Genomic DNA, 22,651 nt, shown 5'->3' with positions numbered 1-22,651 from the left:
CTATAGTTCCATATAAATTTGGAGAAATCCGTTATAAAGAAACTGAATGCATTATTATACCTGCTGTATCCTCAGAACGTCGCGAATATATTCCAATCGGTTTTTTAAATTCTGGAACTGTTGTTTCCAATTCGGCTTTTGCAATATATGATGCCCCTTTATGGCTTTTCAGTATTCTCACAAGCAAGATGCACATGGCTTGGGTAAAAATAATAGGAGGACGATTAGAAACACGATATCGATATTCAGCTCAACTTTGTTATAATACTTTTCCTTTCCCCTCAATCAGCGAAATACAAAAAAAAGAATTAGAGGAGTTAGCACAGTGCATATTAGATATACGTGACCAACATTTTGACATGACATTAGGTGAAATGTATAACCCTGAAACGATGCCTGAGGATTTAAAGGAAGTACATCATAATCTTGATGTAGCAGTAGAACGTTGCTATCGTCAGGAACCTTTTTCTTCAGATGAAGAACGTTTGGAATATTTGTTTAAGTTGTATGCTAAAATGACGAAGAAATGAAAGAGTATGTAAAAATAAATTGGAGTTTCTGGCTTTCTTTAATGGCTTTTGTTATATCATTAGTAGCATTAGCTGTGTTTATTTGTAAGGTGGAACCATATAGTGTCGTAACAATTGATACATATATAGGTGTAATAGCTGGATTTATAGGAATTGCTGTTACCTTATTAGTAGGTTATCAAATATACAACGCTATTGATTTAAGACAAAGAATTAATGCTGTAGAAACTTTAAAGACATCTTTGGAAAATCATCAAAAACAATTGGATATATTACGACAAGAACAAGCTGAAAGTACTGAAATTTTACAAGCAAGATTATTCCTTAAAACACAGAATATGGATCTTGAGGCTTTTTTACATTTTCATTCAGCTATAAAATATTCCTTATCTGTAGACCATAAACGAGAAGGGTATAAATGGTTATTAGATGAACTAAAAGAATATATGCTAAATATTACAAATTCATCTTTTGCATATTGTACAAGTAAAGAAGAACTTTTAAATACAATCAAAAAATTCAAAGGTTTTTATCAAGAATATGACAATTTCATTCGTAATCATCCAAATTATCTTTTCATAAGAATTGGATATGAAGAATTAATGGAAAAATTTGAAAAACGACTTGATAATATTGCTAATTTTAAAACAGTATCATTGAATTATTTAGATGAGTGAGTTTACTACAGAAAATAATAAAATGATATATAAAAAGATTTTGCGAACTTCATTTGATATAACACTCTAAAAAATAAGAAATGAACGACAAAGAACTCGATATAGCCTATTTCCTTTCTTTCTGCATAGAACAATACAGAAAGAAACATCAACTGAGCGGAGAAGAAACTTTTTCTCTGTTCGATAAATACGATGTACTGCCCTATCTGGAAGAGAACTTTGAGATACTCCATACTCAGGGACATCATTGGCTGATGGAAGAGATAGACGAACTGATTAATAACAAGAAAAAAGAAATAATAAAATGATATTATATCACGGCAGTTTAGAACAGGTAGAAAAACCGGAAATACGGGAAGCCAATCGTGCATTGGATTATGGAAACGGTTTCTACACTACAACATCAGAAGAACAAGCTACGCTTTGGGTTAAGCGCAAATTGGGTAGAAAAGGAGGAAAAGGATACGTTAATGTATATGAATTTGACGAAATCAGTGCTTCTCAGCTTGACATTCTTCATTTTTCAGAACCTACTGAAGAATGGCTTGACTTTGTAATGGCAAACCGTACTGATATAAATTTCTGCCATACGCACGATATAGTATGGGGTCCTGTGGCAAACGACCGTGTATATGCTGCTTTTGCTTTATATGAAGGAGGCCTTTTAAACAAACAGGAACTCATTAAGGAGCTGAAAACATATATATTGGTAGATCAGCTGCTGTTTCACACAACACGTTCAATCGACTGTCTGAAATTCAAGGAAATAAAGGAGGTAAGTCTATGAATTTGGAAATATCTGATAAAAATCTGTATTTGCTATTGCCAAGTAAAGTAAGCAGACTGGCACAGATTTATGCCCATGAGTCTCATATTACAATTATAGAAGCTATGCGACGTTTCTATAATTCGGAAACATACAAGAAACTTGCCGATGAAACCACCAAGCTGTGGCACTACGGGCCGGTTGCTTTGTATCAGGAATTCATGGACGAACTTAACAGAAAGGGAACAAATATGGCAATCAATAATCTGGTAAATATAGAATATGCACAAACAGGACAGTCAAGCACAACCAATGAACTTGGTATGCGCGAGATGCAAGCGATGGTTTACGAACAAAAGCATCGCCAATATTTATTGGTAAAAGCTCCACCGGCATCCGGTAAAAGTCGTGCCATGATGTTTGTAGCATTGGATAAATTAGCAAATCAGGATATAAGAAAAGTTATAGTAGCAGTACCGGAAAAATCTATCGGACGTTCATTCAGAAATACCAACCTGAAAGAATATGGTTTCTTTGAGGACTGGAAAGTCGCACCGTATTACAACCTGTGTGATTCGTTAGGCTCTGAAACATCGAAACGTAAAGTTCTGAGAGAGTTTCTAAAGCCTGAGGACAAGGCTAAGATATTGGTCTGCACACATAGTACATTGCGTAATGCAATGAAAGAGATTCCTAATGAGTTGCTGAACAACGTATTCTTTGGTATTGACGAGTTTCATCACACTTCTGCCGACGCAAACAATAACTTGGGAGAACTTATCAGAAGGCTTCTCAACGAAACTTCTGCGCATATATTAGCCATGACTGGAAGTTATTTCCGTGGAGATGACATACCGGTGATGCGTCCGGAAGATGAAGCAAAGTTTCAGCCTACCATAAACTATAACTATTATCAGCAACTTAGCGGATATAAGTATCTGAAAAGTTTGGGTATTGGTTATCAGTTCTTTACAGGGAAGTACATAACAGCTATTCCGGAAGCACTTGATACCACTAAGAAAACATTGATACATATTCCTAATGTAAATTCTAAACCTACATACGCTTCTAAATATGATCAAGCTGCAGATATAATAAACTGTATAGGTGAAATAATTGATATAGATTATGAACATTATATCTATCGTGTACGTACTCCTGACGGACGTATCCTGAAAGTAGGTGATTTGGTAGAAGATGTTCCGTCACGTAGAGAAGCACTACAGGCATATCTGCAAAGAATGAACTCACGCGATTCTCTCGACATACTGATAGCTCTTGGTACAGCCAAAGAAGGATTTGACTGGACATGGTGCGAATGCTGTATCACTATCGGAATACGCTCTTCGCTTACTGAAATTGTACAGATTATCGGTCGCTGTACACGCGACTGTGAAGGCAAAAGTCATGCACAGTTCATCAATCTGATTCCTTGCCCTGATGCTGCACAGGAAGATGTTTCTATGGCAGTAAACGACTTCCTTAAAGCAATATCCGTGTCCTTGCTTATGGAACAGGTTATGGCTCCACGATGGACTTTCCGTACCAAAAGGGAAGAAAACACACCTGAAGAAGAGGAAGCAAAGCAGCAGAGAAGAAAAACAGACCGCAAACATACCATTGATGTGGAAGGACTGCCAACGCCTACCGAACGGGCACAGGCAATAATAGATAATGACCTTGATACACTTATTGCAACAACATTATCCGACAGACGCATAAGGGAAGCCATTATAGGTACTGATATGACAGAGATTATCACACAGGTTTATTTCCCGAAGATTATTGCCGAAAAATACAAAGACCTTACGGAAGAGGAAGTAGATCAGGTTTCTAAACATGCCATACTGACTATAGCGACTCAGGGACAGGATATAACAACTGATGATAACGGAAACAAATTTATCCGTTTGGCTAATAAATTTGTGAATCTTGACAATTTATCAATTAATCTTATAGATTCCATAAATCCATTCCAAAGGGCATACGAAATATTGTCAAAATCATTGACACCTGAGGTTTTGCGTACTATACAATACGAGATAGAGGAACACAAGGAAGAAATGTCACGTGAAGAGGCTATTCTACTATTCACAAAGTATCTGCCTAAATGGAGAGAAGAGCATAACGGACAGATACCTACACTCAATGAAGCCGATGCTAACGGAAGACGTATAGCTATGGCAATAGAATATTTGCGTAAACTGAAACAACAATCACTCGCTAAAAAACAATGATAGACTGGGATAAAGAACTGGAAAAGATTTTTGAAGATCCGCTTTTGGCAGATGTTACTGCTCCCAAAAAGAAAGTGACATCGAGCGACCGTCTGATAGCCGGATTTCAGAAGATTGTAGAATTTGTGGAAACGAACGGACGTATGCCACAAAATTGTAATGAACGTGAAGAACGTAGTTTTTACAATCAGCTGAAAGGCATTATGAGCGACCCGGCTAAAAAAGAACGTTGTCGTCCATACGATACAGCCGGAATACTGAATGAAGAAGAGAGCCAGAATGTTTCAGAGTCACCGGTATCTTATGGGGTAACAACTCAGACACCGGAACAACAGCTTGAAGCTATCTTTTCCGACCCTCTTTTAGAAGATGTCAGCCAGACTGTCAGCAGCTTGTTTGACTTGCCGGACTATATGAAGCGTAAATTGGAAGAAAGGCGTGAGGCTGATTATGTGGCACAGAGAGTAAAGTGTGAGGATTTCAGTTCTTATGAAGCAGGATTCAAGGCTATACACGCAGGACTTAAATCAGGAAAATATCGTTTGATAAAATTCAAGGATGCTCATGTGGCGCAAGGACGGTATTTTGTGGAGGATGGCATTCTTGTTTACATAGCAGGTCTTGACCAGATAGAGAAAAATCGTCATGGAAGAAAAGACAGTCGTACACGATGTATTTACGAGAATGGCATGGAATCAGGTATATACATGCAAACACTCTGCAAAAACCTTTATAGCACGGGATACACAGTACAAGATATGTCGGATGTTGGTGATGATTTCCTGAACAAGCAGTTTTCCATAACAGATAATGATGTGGAGAGTGGTTTGATATATGTACTTCGCTCACTATCGAAAGATCCGGAGATACAAGCTATCAAGAATTTGTACAAAATAGGTTTTACGACTACTCCGCTTGAGGCACGTATAGCCAATGCAAAAAACGAACCCACATATTTATGTGCGGATGTTGAAGTCGTAGCTACATGGCGAGTATACAATGTGAAAAGCTCAGTATTCGAATCTCTTATACACAAACTTTTCGATGATGTTCAGTTACAAGTGACTGTAGATGGAATAAAGCCACAGGAATGGTTCGTGGTACCATTCACAGTAATTGAACAGGCCATAATGTATATCATTAACGGTAAGCCTGTAGCTTACGACAAGAACATAGAACAGTTGATAGATTTGAATGGAAAATAGATGGCAAAACATCTTCTTTTATAAGTATGGGGAAGATTGTTTTAAGTTTACTGATAATTTTATCCGTATTACTTTTCCGATAAGTACAAGTGACCATGCAAGTGACCATGCAAGTGTACAAATAACAAAACTCGTTTCTGTTTTAATGGGAGAAATGGGACGTTCGGAATTGCAGAATATGTTATTAATTAAGAATAGAGATTATTTTAGAACGGATTATTTAATTCCGGCAATTAATAACGGTTATATAGAACTAACAATACCAGATAAACCCAATAGTCAAAATCAAAAATATCGCCTTACAGCAAAAGGTATAGCATTGAAGAAGACTTTGAAAAATAGCAAATAACGATTTAGATAATAAAGATGAACGAAGAAAATAATCCATTTAAACAGTGGTTAAATAGCGTTTAAACACTGTTTAAATGGTTTTCAAAATGCTTGCAAAGGCTTTGCAAAAGGTTTGCAAGAGATGGGGAGCGGTTATATTTTATAGCAACCGGATTGTGTGTTTGCTGAAATCCTATGAAACAGATAAAAAGCATGAAGCCAACTTTATCACTTAATTTAGTCCGCTCAAATCAACTTTATAGAATGTTGGAGCATCGTTTTTCTTCTCAATAAACATCACCATATAAATTGGGGCATAAATATATTTTCCTCTGACATTAATATTATCATTGTTAAAAATTATTGATTCCGGAATTTCATACTCACTGCAATCCATGATGTTTGTAAGCGCACGATGTACCTCGTAATCTTTTCCTGACTTTACCTCAATAGGAAGAACTTTTCCAGCAAGTTCAATAACAAAGTCCAGTTCACCACGTTTTTTATTGTTGTAATAATAGACATCAATACCATGTGCTACCAGCTCTTGTGCAACAGCATTTTCGAAGACTGAGCCAAAATTTATTGATTTATCCCCACTGATTATGCGCAACTGTATTCCTTCAGCATATTGTGCAGCGAGAAGACCTATATCGCTTTGAAAGAGTTTGAAAAGATTTCTTGAGCGGGAGAGCAATAAAGGGAGTTTTGGCTCTTCTATATTATATACCGGCAATGCAACACCGGCATTCTTTAGCCACAAGAAGCTGTTCTGGTAACGCTCAAACTTGGCATTTTCATTCAGACGCTTTAATATAAAACGTTTGTTTTTTGCGTTCAGTTCCGGCGGAATCAAGTCAAAAATCTCTTCGATGCTCAACTTGTTGTTGGAATCATACTGGGCTATATCACGCTTATAAAGTTTTATAATATCCTTCTGTACTGCCATTACTTCCTGCAGGTTATTCGTTTCGATATACTTACTTACAGCAGCCGGCATTCCACCTACCACTAAGTATAACCGAAACAGTTCCATAATTTTGGAATGGACAAATTCATCCACCGGAGTCCTGTTTTGCCATGCAGTGCGGAGAGAGTCAATGACCTGCTGATTAATACCCACACAACTGATAAATTCCTCAAAGTCCATTGGATACATATCTTTAACACCCATATATCCCACTGGCTCAGAACGCAGGTCATTCAGTTCAACACCCAATAAAGAGCCACTCAATATATATCTGTATGAACCTTCATCTACCAGAAACTTGATTGCTGTAACAATATCCGGACATTTTTGGACTTCGTCAAAAAAGATAAGAGTTTCGCCTTTGATAAGTGGTTTAGTAGTGATAGCTGAAAGTCTTAGCAATATATCCGAGCTGTTTTTAGCTCCTTTGAATAGAGCTACCGCATCAGGATTCTCAAGAAAGTTAATTTCGATGAAACTTTTGAATGTCCTTCCAAACTCACGGATAGAGTAGGTCTTACCAATTTGACGGGCACCGGTAATCAAAAGAGCATTACGGTTAGTCGCGTAATAATTAGTCAGATATGTGTCTATTTTTCTCTTCAACATAATGCAATATCTTTATTTTTCCACTTTTCCAAGACAAAAATACATAGTTTTTGCCGCTTTTCCAAGGTATAAATGCGGTTTTTTGCCGCTTTTCCATGATTTCTTTATAATCAAGATACCAGCTACAATAAGAAGACATCATAAAAACTAAATGTATAATATTATAATTTAAAGTATTATCTGTATCTTTGTAACACACGCAACTAAAAGATACACAATGAATACCGAATCACAGAACATAGAATTCAAAGAATCATGGAGGGATGATTATCTGAAATGGATATGCGGTTTTGCAAACGCACAAGGAGGAATACTCTATATCGGCATAAAAGACAATGGTGATATATGCGGAGTGCAAGATGCCCAAAAACTGATGGAAGATATACCTAATAAGGTACGTGATATGCTCGGTATTCTGGTAGACGTGAATAAAAAAGAAAAAGAAGAAAAAGTATATCTGGAAATTGTGACTGAAGCATATCCTTATCCTATAAGTTATCGTGGCAAGTATTATCAGAGAAGTGGTGCTACAAATCAGGAATTGAAAGGTGCGTCACTTGACCGGTTCATGCTTCGCAAGCAGGGAAAGACTTGGGATGGTGTGCCTGTTCCATATTTGAATGAAAAAGACCTGGATAATGCCACTTTTAATTTATTTCGTAAATATGCCAAAAGAAGCGGGCGCATGGAGGAAGCCGACCTTATGGACGATAATCACGGACTGTTAGAAAAATTACGACTTTACGAGGGCGATTATTTAAAGCGTGCTGCCGCCTTGCTGTTTCATCCAGACCCTGAACGATATGTTACAGGAGCTTTTGTCAAGATTGGTTTCTTTCGTGAAGGTATGGACTTGGTATATCAGGATGAAGTTCACGGAAATCTGTTTCAACAAATAGCGAAACTCATGGATTTGCTGTGTACCAAATATATGAAAGCCATCATTACTTACGAGGGAATCCAACGTGTGGAAACTTTACCTGTACCAAGAGAAGCTCTGCGTGAAGCATTATTGAATGCGTGTATTAATAAAGATTATGCAGAACCATCACCGATACAAATCCGCGTTTATGAGAATAAAATGGAAATAGTAAATGGAGGTGTACTGCCGGATGGTTGGACTGTAGAAACTTTACTTTCTTCACATCGAAGTTTCCCTTACAATCCTGATATAGCAAATACATTCTTCCGTTCCGGAGAAATTGAAGCCTGGGGGCGTGGTATTGAACGTATAATTACGGATTGTAAAAACGACGGGTTCTCTACACCTGAATTCCGTTATGATGCATCCGGCATATGGACAATATTCAAATTTGAGTATCCTGAAAGGGCAACTACCCAAAAGACCATACAAAAGACCATACAAAAGACCATACAAAAGACCATACAAAACCTTACGGAACAACAAAAGAATATATTATCATATTTAAATGAAAATCCTAATGCAACACGTAAAGAGCTATATGAGAATATCCCTGATGCAACAATGGGGGGCATTATTCATAATCTCTCACGCCTTCAAGAACTTGGACTACTTAAACGCATAGGGGGACGAAAACAAGGTTATTGGGAAATTATAGAAGAATAATCCTTTGATTCCATTTCAATACTATTAAGGAAAGAAACACTTTTCGAAAGGTGTTTTTTCAGTCAAAAGTCACTTTTCGAAAAGTGTTTTTTGTATTGTATTAAATTCACTTTTAAAACTTTGGCAAGGTTTTTGTACGTCAATTCATTGATTAATAATTATAAAACAGAAAATATATGGTATTTAGTTGGATTATTTTTATCGGAATCGCTATAGTGAGTTTTATAGTGCAGTCCAGTTTGAAAAGCAAGTTTGACAAGTATTCGAAGGTTCCTCTCTACAACGGGATGACAGGACGCGAGGTAGCGGAAAAGATGCTGCGCGACAATGGTATCTACGATGTAAGGGTTATCAGCACTCCGGGTATGCTTACAGACCATTTTAACCCAACCAACAAGACTGTAAATCTGAGTGAAGGTGTTTACTCGTCGTGCAGCGTGGCTGCGGCTGCTGTTGCTGCCCACGAATGCGGTCACGCCGTACAGCATGCACGCGCGTACGCTCCTCTGCAGATGCGTTCGGCTCTGGTGCCGGTAGTACAGTTCTCTTCGTCTATAATGTCGTGGATATTGCTTGCAGGTATATTGCTCATAAATTCGTTCCCTCAGCTGTTGCTGATAGGTATCTGTCTTTTCGCAATGACAACACTTTTCAGTTTCATCACTCTTCCTGTAGAGATTGATGCCAGCCGTCGTGCACTGGTATGGCTGAACAGCGCGGGTATCACAAACGCTTCGAATCACGGTATGGCTAAAGATGCGCTTAAGTCGGCTGCATACACATACGTGGTTGCCGCACTTGGCTCGCTTGCCACTCTGGTATATTATATAATGATATTCATGGGTCGCCGCGAAGAGTAATTTCCACGATTATTTCCTTCTTATAAAATAATTATCTAATTTTGTGACCAAAAATAATTAAAACAGAAACAATATGGCTACAAAACCGGGAATACCGAAAGGAACAAGAGATTTCTCGCCTGTTGAAATGGCGAAGAGAAACTACATATTCGATACCATACGCGAAGTTTTCCACCTCTACGGATACAGTCAGATAGAAACTCCTTCTATGGAGAACCTTTCTACCCTGATGGGTAAATACGGTGAGGAAGGCGACAAACTTCTTTTCAAGATACAGAACTCAGGCGACTACTTCTCAGGCATCACTGACGAAGAACTTCTGAGCAGAAACGCGGCCAAGCTTGCGAGCAAATTCTGCGAGAAAGGACTCCGTTATGACCTAACTGTACCTTTCGCCCGCTACGTGGTTATGCACCGCGACGAGATTACTTTCCCGTTCAAACGTTTCCAGATCCAGCCGGTATGGCGTGCCGACCGTCCTCAGAAGGGACGTTACCGCGAGTTCTATCAGTGTGACGCCGACGTTGTGGGAAGCAACTCCCTTATCAACGAGGTGGAACTGGTGCAGATGATTGATTCTGTGTTCAACAAGTTCGGAATTCGTGTTTCCATCAAGATAAACAACCGCAAGATTCTTACCGGTATAGCTGAAATCATCGGCGAGGCCGACAAGATTGTTGACATCACAGTAGCCATCGACAAGCTGGACAAGATTGGTCTGGAAAATGTAAATGCCGAACTTGCATCGAAGGGTATTCCTCAGGAAGCTATTGACAAGTTGCAGCCTATAATCCTGCTGAGCGGAACGAACGAAGAGAAGCTTGAGACTCTGAAAACAGTTCTGGCTGCAAGCGAGACAGGACTTAAGGGTGTGGAGGAAAGCGAATTTATCCTGAAGCATGTCGCACAGCTTGGTATGAAATCGGAAGTGGAACTCGACCTTACTCTTGCCCGCGGACTGAACTACTATACAGGCGCCATCTTCGAGGTGAAAGCTCTCGACGTTCAGATAGGAAGTATCAGTGGCGGTGGACGTTATGACAATTTGACAGGTGTATTCGGAATGGATGGCATGTCAGGTGTAGGTATCTCTTTCGGTGCCGACCGTATCTATGACGTTCTTAATCAGTTAGACCTTTATCCAAAGGAGGCAGTAAACGGAACACAGCTTCTGTTTGTCAACTTCGGCGAGAAGGAAACAGAATATTCTCTTCCTATATTGTTCAAGGCCCGTGAGGCAGGCATCCGCGCCGAAATATATCCGGACAGCACAAAGATGAAAAAGCAGATGAGCTATGCCAACGCAAAACAGATTCCTTTTGTGGCTATAGTAGGAGAAAACGAGATGAACGAAGGAAAGGTTACCCTGAAGAATATGACTACAGGCGAACAGTCGCTTCTTACTCCTGAAGAGCTTGTAGCTGCCATAAAATAAGAAAGACATTTTAAATTATATACATTGTAGCGTCATTATGGACACAATATCCATAGTGGCGCTGTTTTTTTTCAAAATTCCCAAATCTTTTCAGTTTTCAATACTATGTTTGCAATATGATAATTTAAAAACCAATTGTTATGAAGCAAATTAAGTTTATTACAACCGCCCTGATATGCGGAACTATCGCCCTTTCATCGTGTGACAAGCAGAACGGCGACGGCTATATAGACAATGCTGTTTACGAAGCATTAGAACGTGAATTTCCCGGAGCGAAAGATGTCTCCTGGAGAACCAACGGAAATTATGCGATAGCTTCTTTCGAATGGAACGGCAGCCGTGCAGGAAACGACACGGACTTCACAGCGTGGTTCGAGAAAACAACTGCAGAATTCAAAATGCATGAATATGACATTCCTTTCTCTTCACTTCCACAAGCTGTAACGACTGCTTTCAACGAAAGCGACTATTCCAAACTCCCATGGAGGCACGACGACGAAGTGGATGTGATAAAGAAACACGACGAGAATCTGGTTCTATATGTAATAGAGGTGGAAAAGGAGGAAAACAACAAGGAGACTGAAGCTGACTTGTACTACTCGGAAGACGGTGTTCTGGTGAAAGAAGTACTTGATGCAAACCAGAATCCTGACTATACGGATCTGTTGCCTACACAGCCTGCCAACAATGCGTATTCGTGGGTTGAAAGCAAATATCCGGGTGCAAGAATCGTTGACGTGGAATTTGAGGATGGCGGCGTTGAAGTGGAATTCATATTCGAGAACATCAAACATGACGCTTTGCTGACTGCCGGATATGAGTGGGTTTATACAAAGAAGGATTATAACAGAGATTCGTCTGTATTGCCTGAAGCAGCAAGAAATCATATCACAACTACATATCCTGATTATTATATTGATGACATCGAGTACTACGAGACGAATTCGAAAGGCAATTTCTTCAGCGTTGAGATAGAAGGCAGATATGATGATGACATTGAATTGCAATTTTATGAGGACGGAACTCTGAAGGCTGAATATAAAGACTGACAGGTCTGCAGACATTAAGCTATCCTGTTTCGCACAGCATAATAAGCGTGACGAAACGGGATAGTTTCATTTTAGAATATCAATTTATACATCAACTATTGCAAAAGAGCAAAAAAACACATACTTTTGTTCACTTAAAATATTATCACATAACAGCATAACCTAAAAATTAAAAAATAATGGCAGATTCAAAAACTATAATCAGCGAAGCTGAAGAGAAAATGGACATGGCAATCATGTACCTTGACGAAGCATTGGCACATATCCGCGCAGGAAAAGCAGATGTACGTTTGTTGGACGGCATCAAAGTTGACTCATACGGAAGCATGGTTCCAATCAACAATGTGGCAGCAGTAACTACTCCTGATGCCAGAAGCATAGCTATCAAGCCTTGGGACAAGAGCATGTTCCGCGTGATTGAGAAAGCCATCATCGACTCAGAACTTGGAATTATGCCTGAAAACAATGGCGAAATCATACGTATCGGTATACCTCCATTGACAGAGGAACGCCGTAAGCAATTGTCAAAACAGTGTAAAGGCGAAGTTGAAACTGCAAAAGTAAGTATCCGTAACGCTCGCCGCGATGCAATCGACGCATTGAAGAAAGCTGTAAAAGACGGTATGCCTGAAGACGAGCAGAAAAACAGCGAAGCAAAACTGCAGAAGATACACGACAAGTTTATCAAGCAGATTGACGATATGTTTGCTGCCAAGGATAAGGAAATCATGACAGTATAATGTTTTCTGTTGGTGCATACACCAATACATTTATACACTATAAAAGAAAGAAGAATCTGCACTACCATTTTTTCCAAAAAACACAGTGATGCAGTTTCTTCTTTTCTTTATTAAATAATATCAGTAATTCACAATTACAAAAAATCAACTCTTTTGGACAAAGGTTTAGTAATAAAAAATACAGGTAGCTGGTATCTGGTGAAAACCGATGACGGAAGCGAAGTGGAATGCAAGATTAAAGGCAACTTCCGGTTGAAAGGTATCAGAAGTACAAATCCGGTAGCTGTAGGCGACCGGGTAAAAATCATACGCAATCAGGAAGGAACAGCCTTCATAACAGAAATCGAGGACAGAAAGAACTATATCATACGACGTTCTTCCAACCTGTCCAAGCAATCGCACATCATAGCTTCAAACCTTGACCAGTGCATGCTTATCGTTACAGTGAACTATCCGGAGACATCGACCACCTTCATAGACCGCTTTCTGGCATCGGCCGAAGCATACTGCGTACCGGTGTGTCTGGTTTTCAACAAGACAGACCGATATTCGGAAGATGAAAACAGATATCTGGAAGAACTTATAAACCTATACACCACTATCGGATACCAGTGCTACAAGGTTTCGGCACTGAACAATATAGGTATCGAAGAAATTAAAAAGGGACTTGAAGGCAAGATTACTCTTTTCTCCGGAAACTCAGGGGTAGGAAAATCTACGCTCATCAATGCCATTCTGCCGGGACAGAACTTGAAGACAGGTGATATTTCGAACGTCCACAACAAAGGTATGCACACCACTACATTCTCCGAAATGTTCCCCGTAGATGGCGGAGGATATATAATTGACACTCCGGGAATAAAAGGTTTCGGAACATTCGATATGGAAGAAGAAGAGGTGGGACATTATTTCAAGGAAATTTTCAAATTCTCTGCCGACTGCAAGTATGGCAACTGTACGCACCGACATGAGCCGGGATGTGCAGTAAGGGAAGCTGTGGAGAAACATTATATCAGCGAATCAAGATATACTTCTTATCTGAGTATCCTGGATGACAAAGAGGACGGCAAATACCGTTCGGCATATTAGAAAATATAAAAACATATACAACTAAAACAGAATGGGACTATTTATAAGAAAAAGTATTGAAGTTCTGCAAGCAGAAGCACAGGCTTCAGGCAGCAAGACTCTGAAAAGAGTGCTTGGTCCTATAAGCCTTATAGCTCTTGGAGTGGGAGTAATAATAGGTGCAGGACTTTTCTCAATCACCGGAACAGTAGCTTCAGAATTTACCGGACCTGCCATAACACTGTCGTTCATCATTGCAGCAATAGGATGTTGTTTTGCAGGTCTGTGTTATGCAGAATTTGCATCCATGATTCCTGTGTCGGGCAGTGCATACACATATTCGTATGCCACTATGGGTGAGCTCATTGCATGGATTATAGGCTGGGACCTTGTGTTGGAATACACCGTCGCCGCAACTACCGTAAGCATTAGCTGGAGTAGGTACATGGTAGTCTTTCTGGAAAGTATAGGCATATCACTCCCCCATCATCTTACGGCTTGTCCATGGGACGGAGGTATAATAAACATACCTGCAATACTTATTGTAATAATGATGAGTATCATACTGATGCGGGGTACAGCTGGAAGCTCCATATTCAACGGTTTTATAGTATTTCTGAAAATAGCGGTAATTCTGGTGTTCGTAGTTCTGGGGTGGAAATTCATTCAGGCAGACAATTATATTCCATATATTCCTGAAAATACCGGAAAGCTAGGTGAATTCGGTATATCAGGAATATTCCGTGGTGCGGCAATAGTTTTCTTCGCTTTCTTAGGTTTCGATGCAGTAAGTACTGCCGCACAAGAGACAAAGAATCCTAAACGCGACATGCCTATAGGAATTCTGGTTTCACTTCTGGTTTGTACTATCTTATATATTCTGTTTGCTCACGTGATGACTGGTGTGGCAAACTATACCGAGTTCAAAGGTCACGTAGGAATAGCTCCTGTTGCTGTAGCTATAGAAAATATGGGAACTGCTGATGCCTCAGGAATAATTACTCCTGCATATCCGTGGCTCAATAAAGCTATCATTCTGGCTATACTGTTCGGTTACTGCTCTGTCATAATGGTAACTCTTATGGGACAGAGCCGTGTATTCCTGAGTATGAGCCACGACGGTCTGCTTCCGAAATTTTTCTCAAGAATAAACGAGAAGACAAGAACACCGGTACACAGTAACTTGTTGTTCATGGTGGTTGTAAGTCTGCTGGCAGGATTTGTTCCGGCACAGGTGGCAGGCGAGATGACCAGTATAGGAACACTTCTTGCGTTCACACTGGTATGCGCCGGAATTCTTGTTGTGAGAAAGACCATGCCGGATGCACCTAGGGCATTCAAGACTCCTTTTGTACCGGCAGTACCGATACTGGGAATACTGACATGTCTGTGTATGATGTGTTTCCTGCCTGCCGACACGTGGATAAGACTTGTGCTATGGATGCTTATTGGACTTGACGTATATGCATCGTATGGTATCAGACACAGCAAACTGGAAAATGGAGTCAGAATAAGAAAAGGAGATATGGTACTGAACATCATGGGTATATCATTGTCCGTACTGAGCATAATAACTGGACTTTGGCATCAGCAGACAGTTGGCTGGGAAGCTGACAAGACATTGCTGGCCATATCATTTGCCTTTGCAGTGACACATTGCGCATACTATATGTACAGAATGTGGAAACACTCCAAACCTGTAATATCGTAATATTTTATATCTTAAAATAAGTTATAAAACGTAACTTAGTCCAGGAAATCAGAGTTTTCAACTATAGGCTTTTAGAAAAAAAGTACTTATTTTACAGCGATTTATAGATTATGGATAAAAATATATTGATGGTCGCAGTCCGTGCTGCAATAGAAGCAGGTGCGAAAATAATGAGTGTCTATACTAATCCGAATGCAGATTTTGAAATAGAAAAGAAAGCTGACAATTCACCTCTGACAATAGCCGACAGGAAAGCGCATGAAGTTATCAGCGGAATACTTTCATCGACAAATATACCTGTGCTGAGTGAGGAAGGAAAGAAACTTCCGTTCGAAAACAGAAAGGAATGGGACGAGTTGTGGATAGTCGATCCGCTGGACGGAACAAAAGAATTCATAAAAAAGAACGGCGAATTCACCGTTAATATAGCATACGTAAAGAACGGTACGCCTCAAGCCGGAGTAATATATATTCCGGTAAAGGAAGAATTATATCTGGGCGACTGTGAACACGGGGCATACAAAGTGGAAAATATAAGTTCCGTATCTGAAGAAGAAACATTCTCTTCGCTGACATCAAGAGCAATCAGTCTTCCTATTAAAGAAGAGAGGAATACATTCGTCGTTGTGGCTTCTCGTTCACATCTTTCTCCTGAGACAGAAGAGTTTATCGAAAAGGTAAAAGAGTTACACCATGACGTAGAGACTGTGTCAAAAGGCAGTTCTCTAAAACTATGTCTTATAGCCGAAGGCAAGGCTGATATTTATCCGCGTTTCGCTCCTACAATGGAATGGGATACGGCTGCAGGACATGCCATTATCCGCGCTGCCGGCAGAGAGGTATACCACACAGACGAGAAGACTCCACTCGCATACAACAAAGAAGATTTATTGAATCCGTGGTTCATTGCCAAGTAACAAGTAAGATAAGAATTGTCAAATCGACTAAGTCAATAAAAGATGTCACACGAAATAATCATAGTGCTTGTCTCACTTGTCGGGATGCTTGCAGCTCTAATTGCTGACAAAATGAGACCGGGAATGATTTTATTCTCCGTTCTTGTAATTTTCCTATGTACCGGAATACTAAGCCCGAAAGAGATGCTTGAGGGTTTCAGCAACAAAGGAATGATAACTGTGGCCATGCTATTCCTCGTAAGTGAAGGAGTACGCCAAAGCGGTGCTCTGACAAAACTTATCAAGAGACTGCTACCTGTCGAGAATATTAATGTATTCAAGGCCCAACTAAGAATGCTGCCAAGCATTGCCTTCATATCGGCATTCCTCAACAACACTCCGGTTGTGGTAATATTTGCTCCTATAATAAAGAGATGGGCAAACTATGTAAAGCTGCCTGCCACTTATTTCCTCATTCCCCTGTCGTATGTAACGATTTTGGGAGGTATGTGTACACTTATTGGAACTTCTACAAACCTCGTGGTACACAGTATGATACAGGATGCAGGAATGAAAGGGTTCAGCATGTTTGAGCTTGGCAAGGTGGGTATCTTCATAGCACTTGCCGGTATCATATACCTGTTCATTTTCTCTAAGAAACTGCTTCCGGCACAACGTCCGGACCAGATTATTTCAGGCGAAGATGATCCGTCGCTACACCCTATAGAGGCTGTGATAGGAGCACGTTTCCCTGGTATCAACCGCCGTATATCTGATTTCGACTTCAAACGCCACTATGGTGCCGAGATTAAGGAATTGAGAAGAAACGGTAATACTTATACCAATCTTTCGAAGATGCACTTCCGCGAGAACGATACGCTGGTGATAATGGCAGACGACAGTTTCATCAAGACATGGGGTGAATCATCTGTATTCATCATGCTGGCAAACGGTAAGGATGTAGAGCCTGTGGGAAAGAAAAAACGCTGGCTTGCCCTGACATTATTGTTGATTATGATTATCGGAGCTACAGTGGGCGAACTTCCTGCCGTACAGAAGATGTTGCCCGAAGGAATTAAGCTGGATATGTTCTTTTTCGTGTCGGTAACTACAGTAATAATGGCATGGACAAAGATATTTCCTCCACGCAAATACACCAAATACATATCATGGGACGTACTGATAACCATTGCATGCGCATTCGGGATAAGCAAGGCTATGGTGAACTCTGGGGTTTCCGACCTGATAGCCAGCCAAATCATAAGCCTCAGCCATAGTTACGGTCCGTACGTATTGCTGGCGGCAATGTTTATAATAACAAATGTCTTTACAGAACTGATAACAAACAATGCAGCTGCGGCATTATCATTCCCGCTTGCCTTGTCACTGTCGCAACAGCTTGGAGTAAGCCCTATGCCATTCTTTGTAATCGTATGCGTGGCTGCCTCGGCCAGTTTCTCCACTCCTATCGGTTATCAGACCAACCTTATAGTACAGGGTATCGGTAATTATAAGTTTACAGACTTTGTACGCATAGGTCTGCCGCTTAATATCATTACTTTCATAATTTCGGTACTGCTTATACCGCAAATTTGGCCATTTTAGGAAATAAATAAAAACTAGACATATATGGAAAATAAAAACAACATTTATCCTATATTCGACAAGATGCTCACCAGAGCCGACAAGGAAGAACTGCTTCATCAGCATAGCGTGATGATATGGTTCACCGGACTGAGCGGCTCAGGTAAAAGCACGATTGCAATAGCTCTTGAAAGGGAATTGCAAAAGCGTGGTCTGCTATGCAGAATTCTTGATGGAGACAATATCCGCAGCGGAATAAACAACAACCTGGGTTTCTCTGAAGAAGACAGAGTGGAAAATATACGACGCATAGCCGAAATAGGAAAACTGTTTGTAGATACCGGCATAATAACTATTGCAGCATTTATAAGCCCGAACAATGACATTCGTGAAATGGCTGCCAATATAATAGGCAAGGAAAATTTCCTTGAAATATTTGTTAGCACACCTATAGAGGAATGCGAGAGAAGAGATGTGAAAGGCCTTTATGCAAAAGCCAGACGTGGAGAAATAAAGAACTTCACAGGTATATCAGCACCTTTCGAAGCTCCGGCAAACCCGGCTTTGTCTATAGATACATCAAAACTGAGTGTTGAGGAGTCTGTAAACAAACTTTTGGAACTTATACTTCCTAAAATATCATTCAAAAAAGACTAAAAACAAAATAAAAATATGATCGAAGAATATAAACTTAGCCACTTGAAGGAACTGGAAGCCGAGTCTATCCACATTATACGTGAAGTGGCTGCCGAATTCGAAAATCCTGTCATGCTTTACAGTATAGGCAAGGATTCATCTGTAATGGTACGTCTGGCAGAAAAAGCTTTTGCACCGGGCAAGGTACCATTCCCTCTTATGCATATCGACTCAAAATGGAAATTCAAGGAAATGATTCAGTTCCGCGATGAATATGCAAAGAAATATGGCTGGAATCTCATCGTAGAAAGCAATATGGAGGCATTCAAAGCCGGTGTAGGTCCTTTCACTCACGGTAGTAAAGTCCATACAGACCTAATGAAGACACAGGCTTTGCTTAATGCACTCGACAAATACAAATTCGATGCAGCATTCGGTGGTGCACGCCGCGACGAGGAAAAGTCACGTGCAAAAGAACGTATATTCTCTTTCAGAAATGAGTTCCACCAGTGGGACCCTAAAAACCAGCGTCCTGAACTTTGGGACATTTATAATGCCCGCATCAGAAAAGGAGAAAGCATCCGTGTGTTCCCTCTGAGCAACTGGACAGAACTTGATATATGGCAGTACATACGTCTTGAAAATATTCCTATCGTTCCTCTGTACTTCGCAAAGGAAAGACCGGTCATAAACATCGACGGACAGCTAATTATGCCTGACGACGACCGTCTGCCTGAACAATACAAGGACAAGATAGAGATGAAAAAGATACGTTTCCGTACTCTTGGTTGCTGGCCGCTCACAGGAGCGATAGAAAGTGAAGCTGATACAATCGAAAAGATTGTTGAGGAAATGATGACTACTACAAAGAGCGAACGTACCACTCGTGTGATTGACTTCGACCAGGAAGCCAGCATGGAGCAGAAAAAACGCGAAGGATATTTCTAAATAATTAAAAATTAATAATTTAAAATTAGCATAGCTAATTGAAAACGCCATCAGTTATAATTATTAATTGTTCATTATTAATTAAGTAAAATGGAAACTTTAGATAAAAACAAATCAGGAAACCCTATGGAAGGCGAAGCACGCGGAAATATGTCCATAGAGGAATTCCTAAAGAAAGACGAACAGAAGGACTTGCTCCGTTTCCTTACAGCAGGTTCTGTTGACGACGGTAAATCAACTCTTATAGGCCGTCTGTTGTTCGACAGCAAGAAACTTTACGAAGACCAGCTTGACGCACTCGAACGCGACAGCAAGCGTGTAGGTAACGCAGGCGAACATATTGACTATGCCCTTTTGCTTGACGGCCTGAAGGCTGAACGTGAACAGGGTATCACAATCGACGTGGCATACAGATATTTCTCTACAAACAACCGTAAATTCATCATTGCAGACACTCCGGGACACGAACAGTACACACGTAACATGATTACAGGTGGTTCTACAGCCAACCTTGCAATAATCCTTGTTGATGCACGTACAGGAGTTATCACCCAGACAAAGCGCCATTCATACCTGGTTTCACTGCTCGGTATCAAACATGTGGTTCTGGCTGTGAACAAGATGGACCTCGTAGACTTCTCAAAAGAAGTGTTCGACAAGATTGTCAACGACTATAAGTCTTTCGTTGAGCCTCTGAATATTCCGGATATTCAGTGTATTCCTCTGTCAGCCCTCGAAGGTGACAACGTAGTGGAGAAATCAGACCGCACACCATGGTACGAAGGTACATCGTTGCTTGAATATCTTGAAACAGTACATATAGGAAATGACCACAATCTGAAAGATTTCCGTTATCCGGTTCAGTACGTTTTGCGTCCTAACCTTGATTTCCGCGGATTCTGTGGAAAAGTATCTTCAGGTGTTATACACAAAGGCGACGAAGTGATGGCTCTCCCGTCAGGAAAGAAATCACACGTAAAGAGTATCGTTACATACGAAGGTGAGATAGACTATGCCTTCCCTCCTATGTCTGTAACCATCACACTGGAAGACGAAATAGACGTATCAAGAGGTGAAATGCTTGTACATCCTGATAACGTTCCTATGGTGGGACGTAACTTTGAGGCTATGCTGGTATGGATGGATGAAGAGAAGATGGATATGGAGAAATCATTCTTCCTGAAACATACCACAAACACAAGCCGTACACGCATCGACAGCATAGAATATAAGGTGGACATCAACACTATGGAACACCTGAGTGTTGAAAACGGCCGCCTTGCCAAGGAAGATATTCCAATGCAACTGAACCAGATTGCGAAAGTTGTACTCACTTCATCAAAGGAACTGTTCTTCGACTCATATTCGGACAACAAGGCTACAGGTGCATTCATACTTATAGACCCTATAACAAACAATACAAGTGCCGTAGGTATGATTATCAATCAGGTGGCAGACAAGGATATGCACAACCAGATGGTATTGCCTATTCTGGATTTGCCTAAACTTGGTATTGCTCCTGAACACTATGAAGCTGTAGAAAAAGCAGTGAAAGAGCTGTCACGTCAAGGAATCGATATAGAAATAAGAAAATAATACTAATAATGGGATTACTAGAATTCAGTAAATTGCCTGTTAACCCACTTGTGGGAGCTGACTGGAAAACTTTCAATCAGATAACAGAGGGAAGAGTTATAGACGATAAATTCAAGAATAAATACAGACTTACAAAATCTGTATGCCGCTTGCTGTCAACTCTCAAACCACTACAGGACAAAAAATACGAAAAGCTGTTGGCTGATAAACCTCTTGAGCACGATCCGGTATTCATACTGGGACACTGGCGCAGTGGAACCACATTCATGCATAATGTATTCTCTTGCGACATGCACTTTGGCTACAACACAACGTATCAGACAGTATTTCCTCATCTTATGATGTGGGGACAGCCATTCTTCAAAAAGAACATGAGTTGGATAATGCCAGACAAGCGTCCGACAGATAACATGGAACTTGCAGTAGACCTTCCTCAGGAAGAGGAGTTTGCTTTGGCCAATATGATGCCTTATACATATTACAACTTCTGGTTTCTTCCTAAGCACATGATGGAATATGCAGACAAGTATCTGCTTTTCAACGATATTACAGATGAAGAACTGAAAGTTTTCGAAGAGGTTTTCACTAAGTTGATCAAGATTTCATTATGGAATACAAAAGGAACACAATTCCTGAGCAAGAACCCTCCTCACACCGGACGTGTAAAGGAACTTGTAAAAATGTTCCCTAATGCCAAGTTCATTTATCTGATGCGTAATCCATACACTGTGTTTGAGTCAACAAGAAGTTTCTTTACCAACACTATACAGCCTCTGATGCTGCAACATATCAGTAATGAAGAACTTCAGGCAAACATATTGGAGGTATACTCTAAACTATACCACAAATATGAAGAAGACAAAAAATTCATACCTGAAGGAAATCTGGTAGAGGTAAAATTTGAAGACTACGAACAAAATGCTTTTGATATGACAGAAGAAATTTATAAAAAACTGTCATTGCCAGGATTCGACGAGTCACGCACCGCGATAGGAGATTATGTGAACAAGAAAAAAGGTTATAAAAAGAATAAATATCAATATAAACCTGAAACAATAGAGCTGGTAGAAAAGCATTGGTCGTTTGCACTTGAGCAATGGAACTATAAGCTTTAACATATAAAAATACAATAAGTATATATTACAAAAATATCGTTTGTAAAGTGTTTTCGATACAAACGATATTTTTTTATTTCTATTCCATAATAGATACATAA

At 40.0% G+C, this 22,651-nt stretch carries 21 protein-coding genes; 20 read left to right on the top strand and 1 reads right to left on the bottom strand.

Annotated features, from left to right (window positions below):
- The 7 genes from I6E24_RS02410 to I6E24_RS02380 all read left to right on the top strand — a co-directional run.
- Nucleotides 1–530, top strand: a 530-nt coding sequence (locus I6E24_RS02410) for a type IIL restriction-modification enzyme MmeI (RefSeq protein ID WP_317218720.1), incomplete at its 5' end; no start/stop codon positions are given.
- Nucleotides 527–1,207, top strand: coding sequence for a hypothetical protein (locus tag I6E24_RS02405; RefSeq protein WP_235325963.1), 681 nt, complete (start codon nt 527–529; stop codon nt 1,205–1,207). The genes I6E24_RS02410 and I6E24_RS02405, both read left to right, overlap by 4 nt.
- A gap of 80 nt (nt 1,208–1,287) precedes the next feature.
- Nucleotides 1,288–1,515: a DUF3791 domain-containing protein gene (locus I6E24_RS02400; protein WP_235325961.1), complete on the top strand. Its 228-nt coding sequence runs from the start codon at nt 1,288–1,290 to the stop codon at nt 1,513–1,515.
- On the top strand, nt 1,512–1,994 hold the full coding sequence (locus I6E24_RS02395; RefSeq protein ID WP_235325959.1) for a DUF3990 domain-containing protein: 483 nt from the start codon (nt 1,512–1,514) through the stop codon (nt 1,992–1,994). The genes I6E24_RS02400 and I6E24_RS02395 overlap by 4 nt, the downstream gene beginning before the upstream one ends.
- A complete protein-coding gene (locus I6E24_RS02390; protein WP_235325957.1) occupies nt 1,991–4,210 on the top strand; it encodes a DEAD/DEAH box helicase in 2,220 nt (739 codons plus the stop codon). The genes I6E24_RS02395 and I6E24_RS02390 overlap by 4 nt, the downstream gene beginning before the upstream one ends.
- Nucleotides 4,207–5,415: a GIY-YIG nuclease family protein gene (locus I6E24_RS02385; RefSeq protein ID WP_235325955.1), complete on the top strand. Its 1,209-nt coding sequence runs from the start codon at nt 4,207–4,209 to the stop codon at nt 5,413–5,415. The genes I6E24_RS02390 and I6E24_RS02385 overlap by 4 nt, the downstream gene beginning before the upstream one ends.
- Nucleotides 5,405–5,764 (top strand): Fic family protein, encoded by a 360-nt coding sequence (locus I6E24_RS02380; protein ID WP_235325953.1) that lies wholly within the window; start codon nt 5,405–5,407, stop codon nt 5,762–5,764. Before I6E24_RS02385 ends, I6E24_RS02380 begins: the two co-directional genes overlap by 11 nt.
- 213 nt (nt 5,765–5,977) lie before the next feature.
- Here the strand turns inward: I6E24_RS02380 and I6E24_RS02375 are convergent, their stop codons facing one another.
- Nucleotides 5,978–7,324, bottom strand: coding sequence for an ATP-binding protein (locus I6E24_RS02375; RefSeq protein ID WP_235325951.1), 1,347 nt, complete (start codon nt 7,322–7,324; stop codon nt 5,978–5,980).
- Nucleotides 7,325–7,541: 217 nt separating this feature from the next.
- On the opposite strand from I6E24_RS02375, the gene I6E24_RS02370 reads away from it, so the two are divergent.
- The 13 genes from I6E24_RS02370 to I6E24_RS02310 all read left to right on the top strand — a co-directional run bounded on the left by I6E24_RS02370 (nt 7,542) and on the right by I6E24_RS02310 (nt 22,550).
- The gene (locus I6E24_RS02370; protein ID WP_235325949.1) at nt 7,542–8,912 is read left to right on the top strand and encodes an ATP-binding protein; all 1,371 of its coding nucleotides are present in this window, start codon (nt 7,542–7,544) and stop codon (nt 8,910–8,912) included.
- A 176-nt stretch (nt 8,913–9,088) separates the two neighbouring features.
- Nucleotides 9,089–9,772, top strand: a complete 684-nt coding sequence (locus I6E24_RS02365) for a zinc metallopeptidase (protein WP_204403233.1) — start codon at nt 9,089–9,091, stop codon at nt 9,770–9,772.
- A gap of 73 nt (nt 9,773–9,845) precedes the next feature.
- The gene (gene hisS / locus I6E24_RS02360; RefSeq protein WP_235325947.1) at nt 9,846–11,207 is read left to right on the top strand and encodes a histidine--tRNA ligase; all 1,362 of its coding nucleotides are present in this window, start codon (nt 9,846–9,848) and stop codon (nt 11,205–11,207) included.
- Between the two features lie 140 nt (nt 11,208–11,347).
- Complete coding sequence (locus tag I6E24_RS02355; protein ID WP_235325946.1) at nt 11,348–12,256, top strand: PepSY-like domain-containing protein; 909 nt, start codon at nt 11,348–11,350, stop codon at nt 12,254–12,256.
- A 179-nt stretch (nt 12,257–12,435) separates the two neighbouring features.
- Entirely contained in the window at nt 12,436–12,996 is a 561-nt protein-coding gene (gene frr, locus I6E24_RS02350; protein ID WP_154043187.1) for a ribosome recycling factor, read from the top strand.
- A 153-nt stretch (nt 12,997–13,149) separates the two neighbouring features.
- Nucleotides 13,150–14,085 (top strand): ribosome small subunit-dependent GTPase A, encoded by a 936-nt coding sequence (gene rsgA, locus I6E24_RS02345; protein WP_235325944.1) that lies wholly within the window; start codon nt 13,150–13,152, stop codon nt 14,083–14,085.
- A gap of 31 nt (nt 14,086–14,116) precedes the next feature.
- Nucleotides 14,117–15,775: an amino acid permease gene (locus tag I6E24_RS02340; protein WP_235325942.1), complete on the top strand. Its 1,659-nt coding sequence runs from the start codon at nt 14,117–14,119 to the stop codon at nt 15,773–15,775.
- Between the two features lie 110 nt (nt 15,776–15,885).
- Nucleotides 15,886–16,692, top strand: a complete 807-nt coding sequence (gene cysQ, locus I6E24_RS02335) for a 3'(2'),5'-bisphosphate nucleotidase CysQ (RefSeq protein WP_235325940.1) — start codon at nt 15,886–15,888, stop codon at nt 16,690–16,692.
- Nucleotides 16,693–16,734: 42 nt separating this feature from the next.
- On the top strand, nt 16,735–18,276 hold the full coding sequence (locus I6E24_RS02330; protein WP_235325938.1) for an SLC13 family permease: 1,542 nt from the start codon (nt 16,735–16,737) through the stop codon (nt 18,274–18,276).
- Between the two features lie 24 nt (nt 18,277–18,300).
- The gene (cysC, locus tag I6E24_RS02325) at nt 18,301–18,912 is read left to right on the top strand and encodes an adenylyl-sulfate kinase (protein WP_154043182.1); all 612 of its coding nucleotides are present in this window, start codon (nt 18,301–18,303) and stop codon (nt 18,910–18,912) included.
- Nucleotides 18,913–18,927: 15 nt separating this feature from the next.
- Nucleotides 18,928–19,839 carry a sulfate adenylyltransferase subunit CysD gene (gene cysD, locus I6E24_RS02320; protein ID WP_204390506.1) on the top strand — a complete coding sequence of 304 codons (912 nt, stop codon included), beginning with the start codon at nt 18,928–18,930 and terminating at the stop codon, nt 19,837–19,839.
- A 90-nt stretch (nt 19,840–19,929) separates the two neighbouring features.
- Entirely contained in the window at nt 19,930–21,435 is a 1,506-nt protein-coding gene (cysN, locus tag I6E24_RS02315) for a sulfate adenylyltransferase subunit CysN (protein ID WP_394800348.1), read from the top strand.
- A gap of 8 nt (nt 21,436–21,443) precedes the next feature.
- Nucleotides 21,444–22,550 carry a sulfotransferase family protein gene (locus tag I6E24_RS02310; protein WP_235325936.1) on the top strand — a complete coding sequence of 369 codons (1,107 nt, stop codon included), beginning with the start codon at nt 21,444–21,446 and terminating at the stop codon, nt 22,548–22,550.
- Nucleotides 22,551–22,651: the final 101 nt, after the last annotated feature.

This window comes from Bacteroides caecigallinarum, from assembly GCF_021530995.1.
GTDB lineage: Bacteria > Bacteroidota > Bacteroidia > Bacteroidales > Bacteroidaceae > Phocaeicola > Phocaeicola faecigallinarum.
This window is presented reverse-complemented; position numbering and strand designations above follow the sequence as displayed.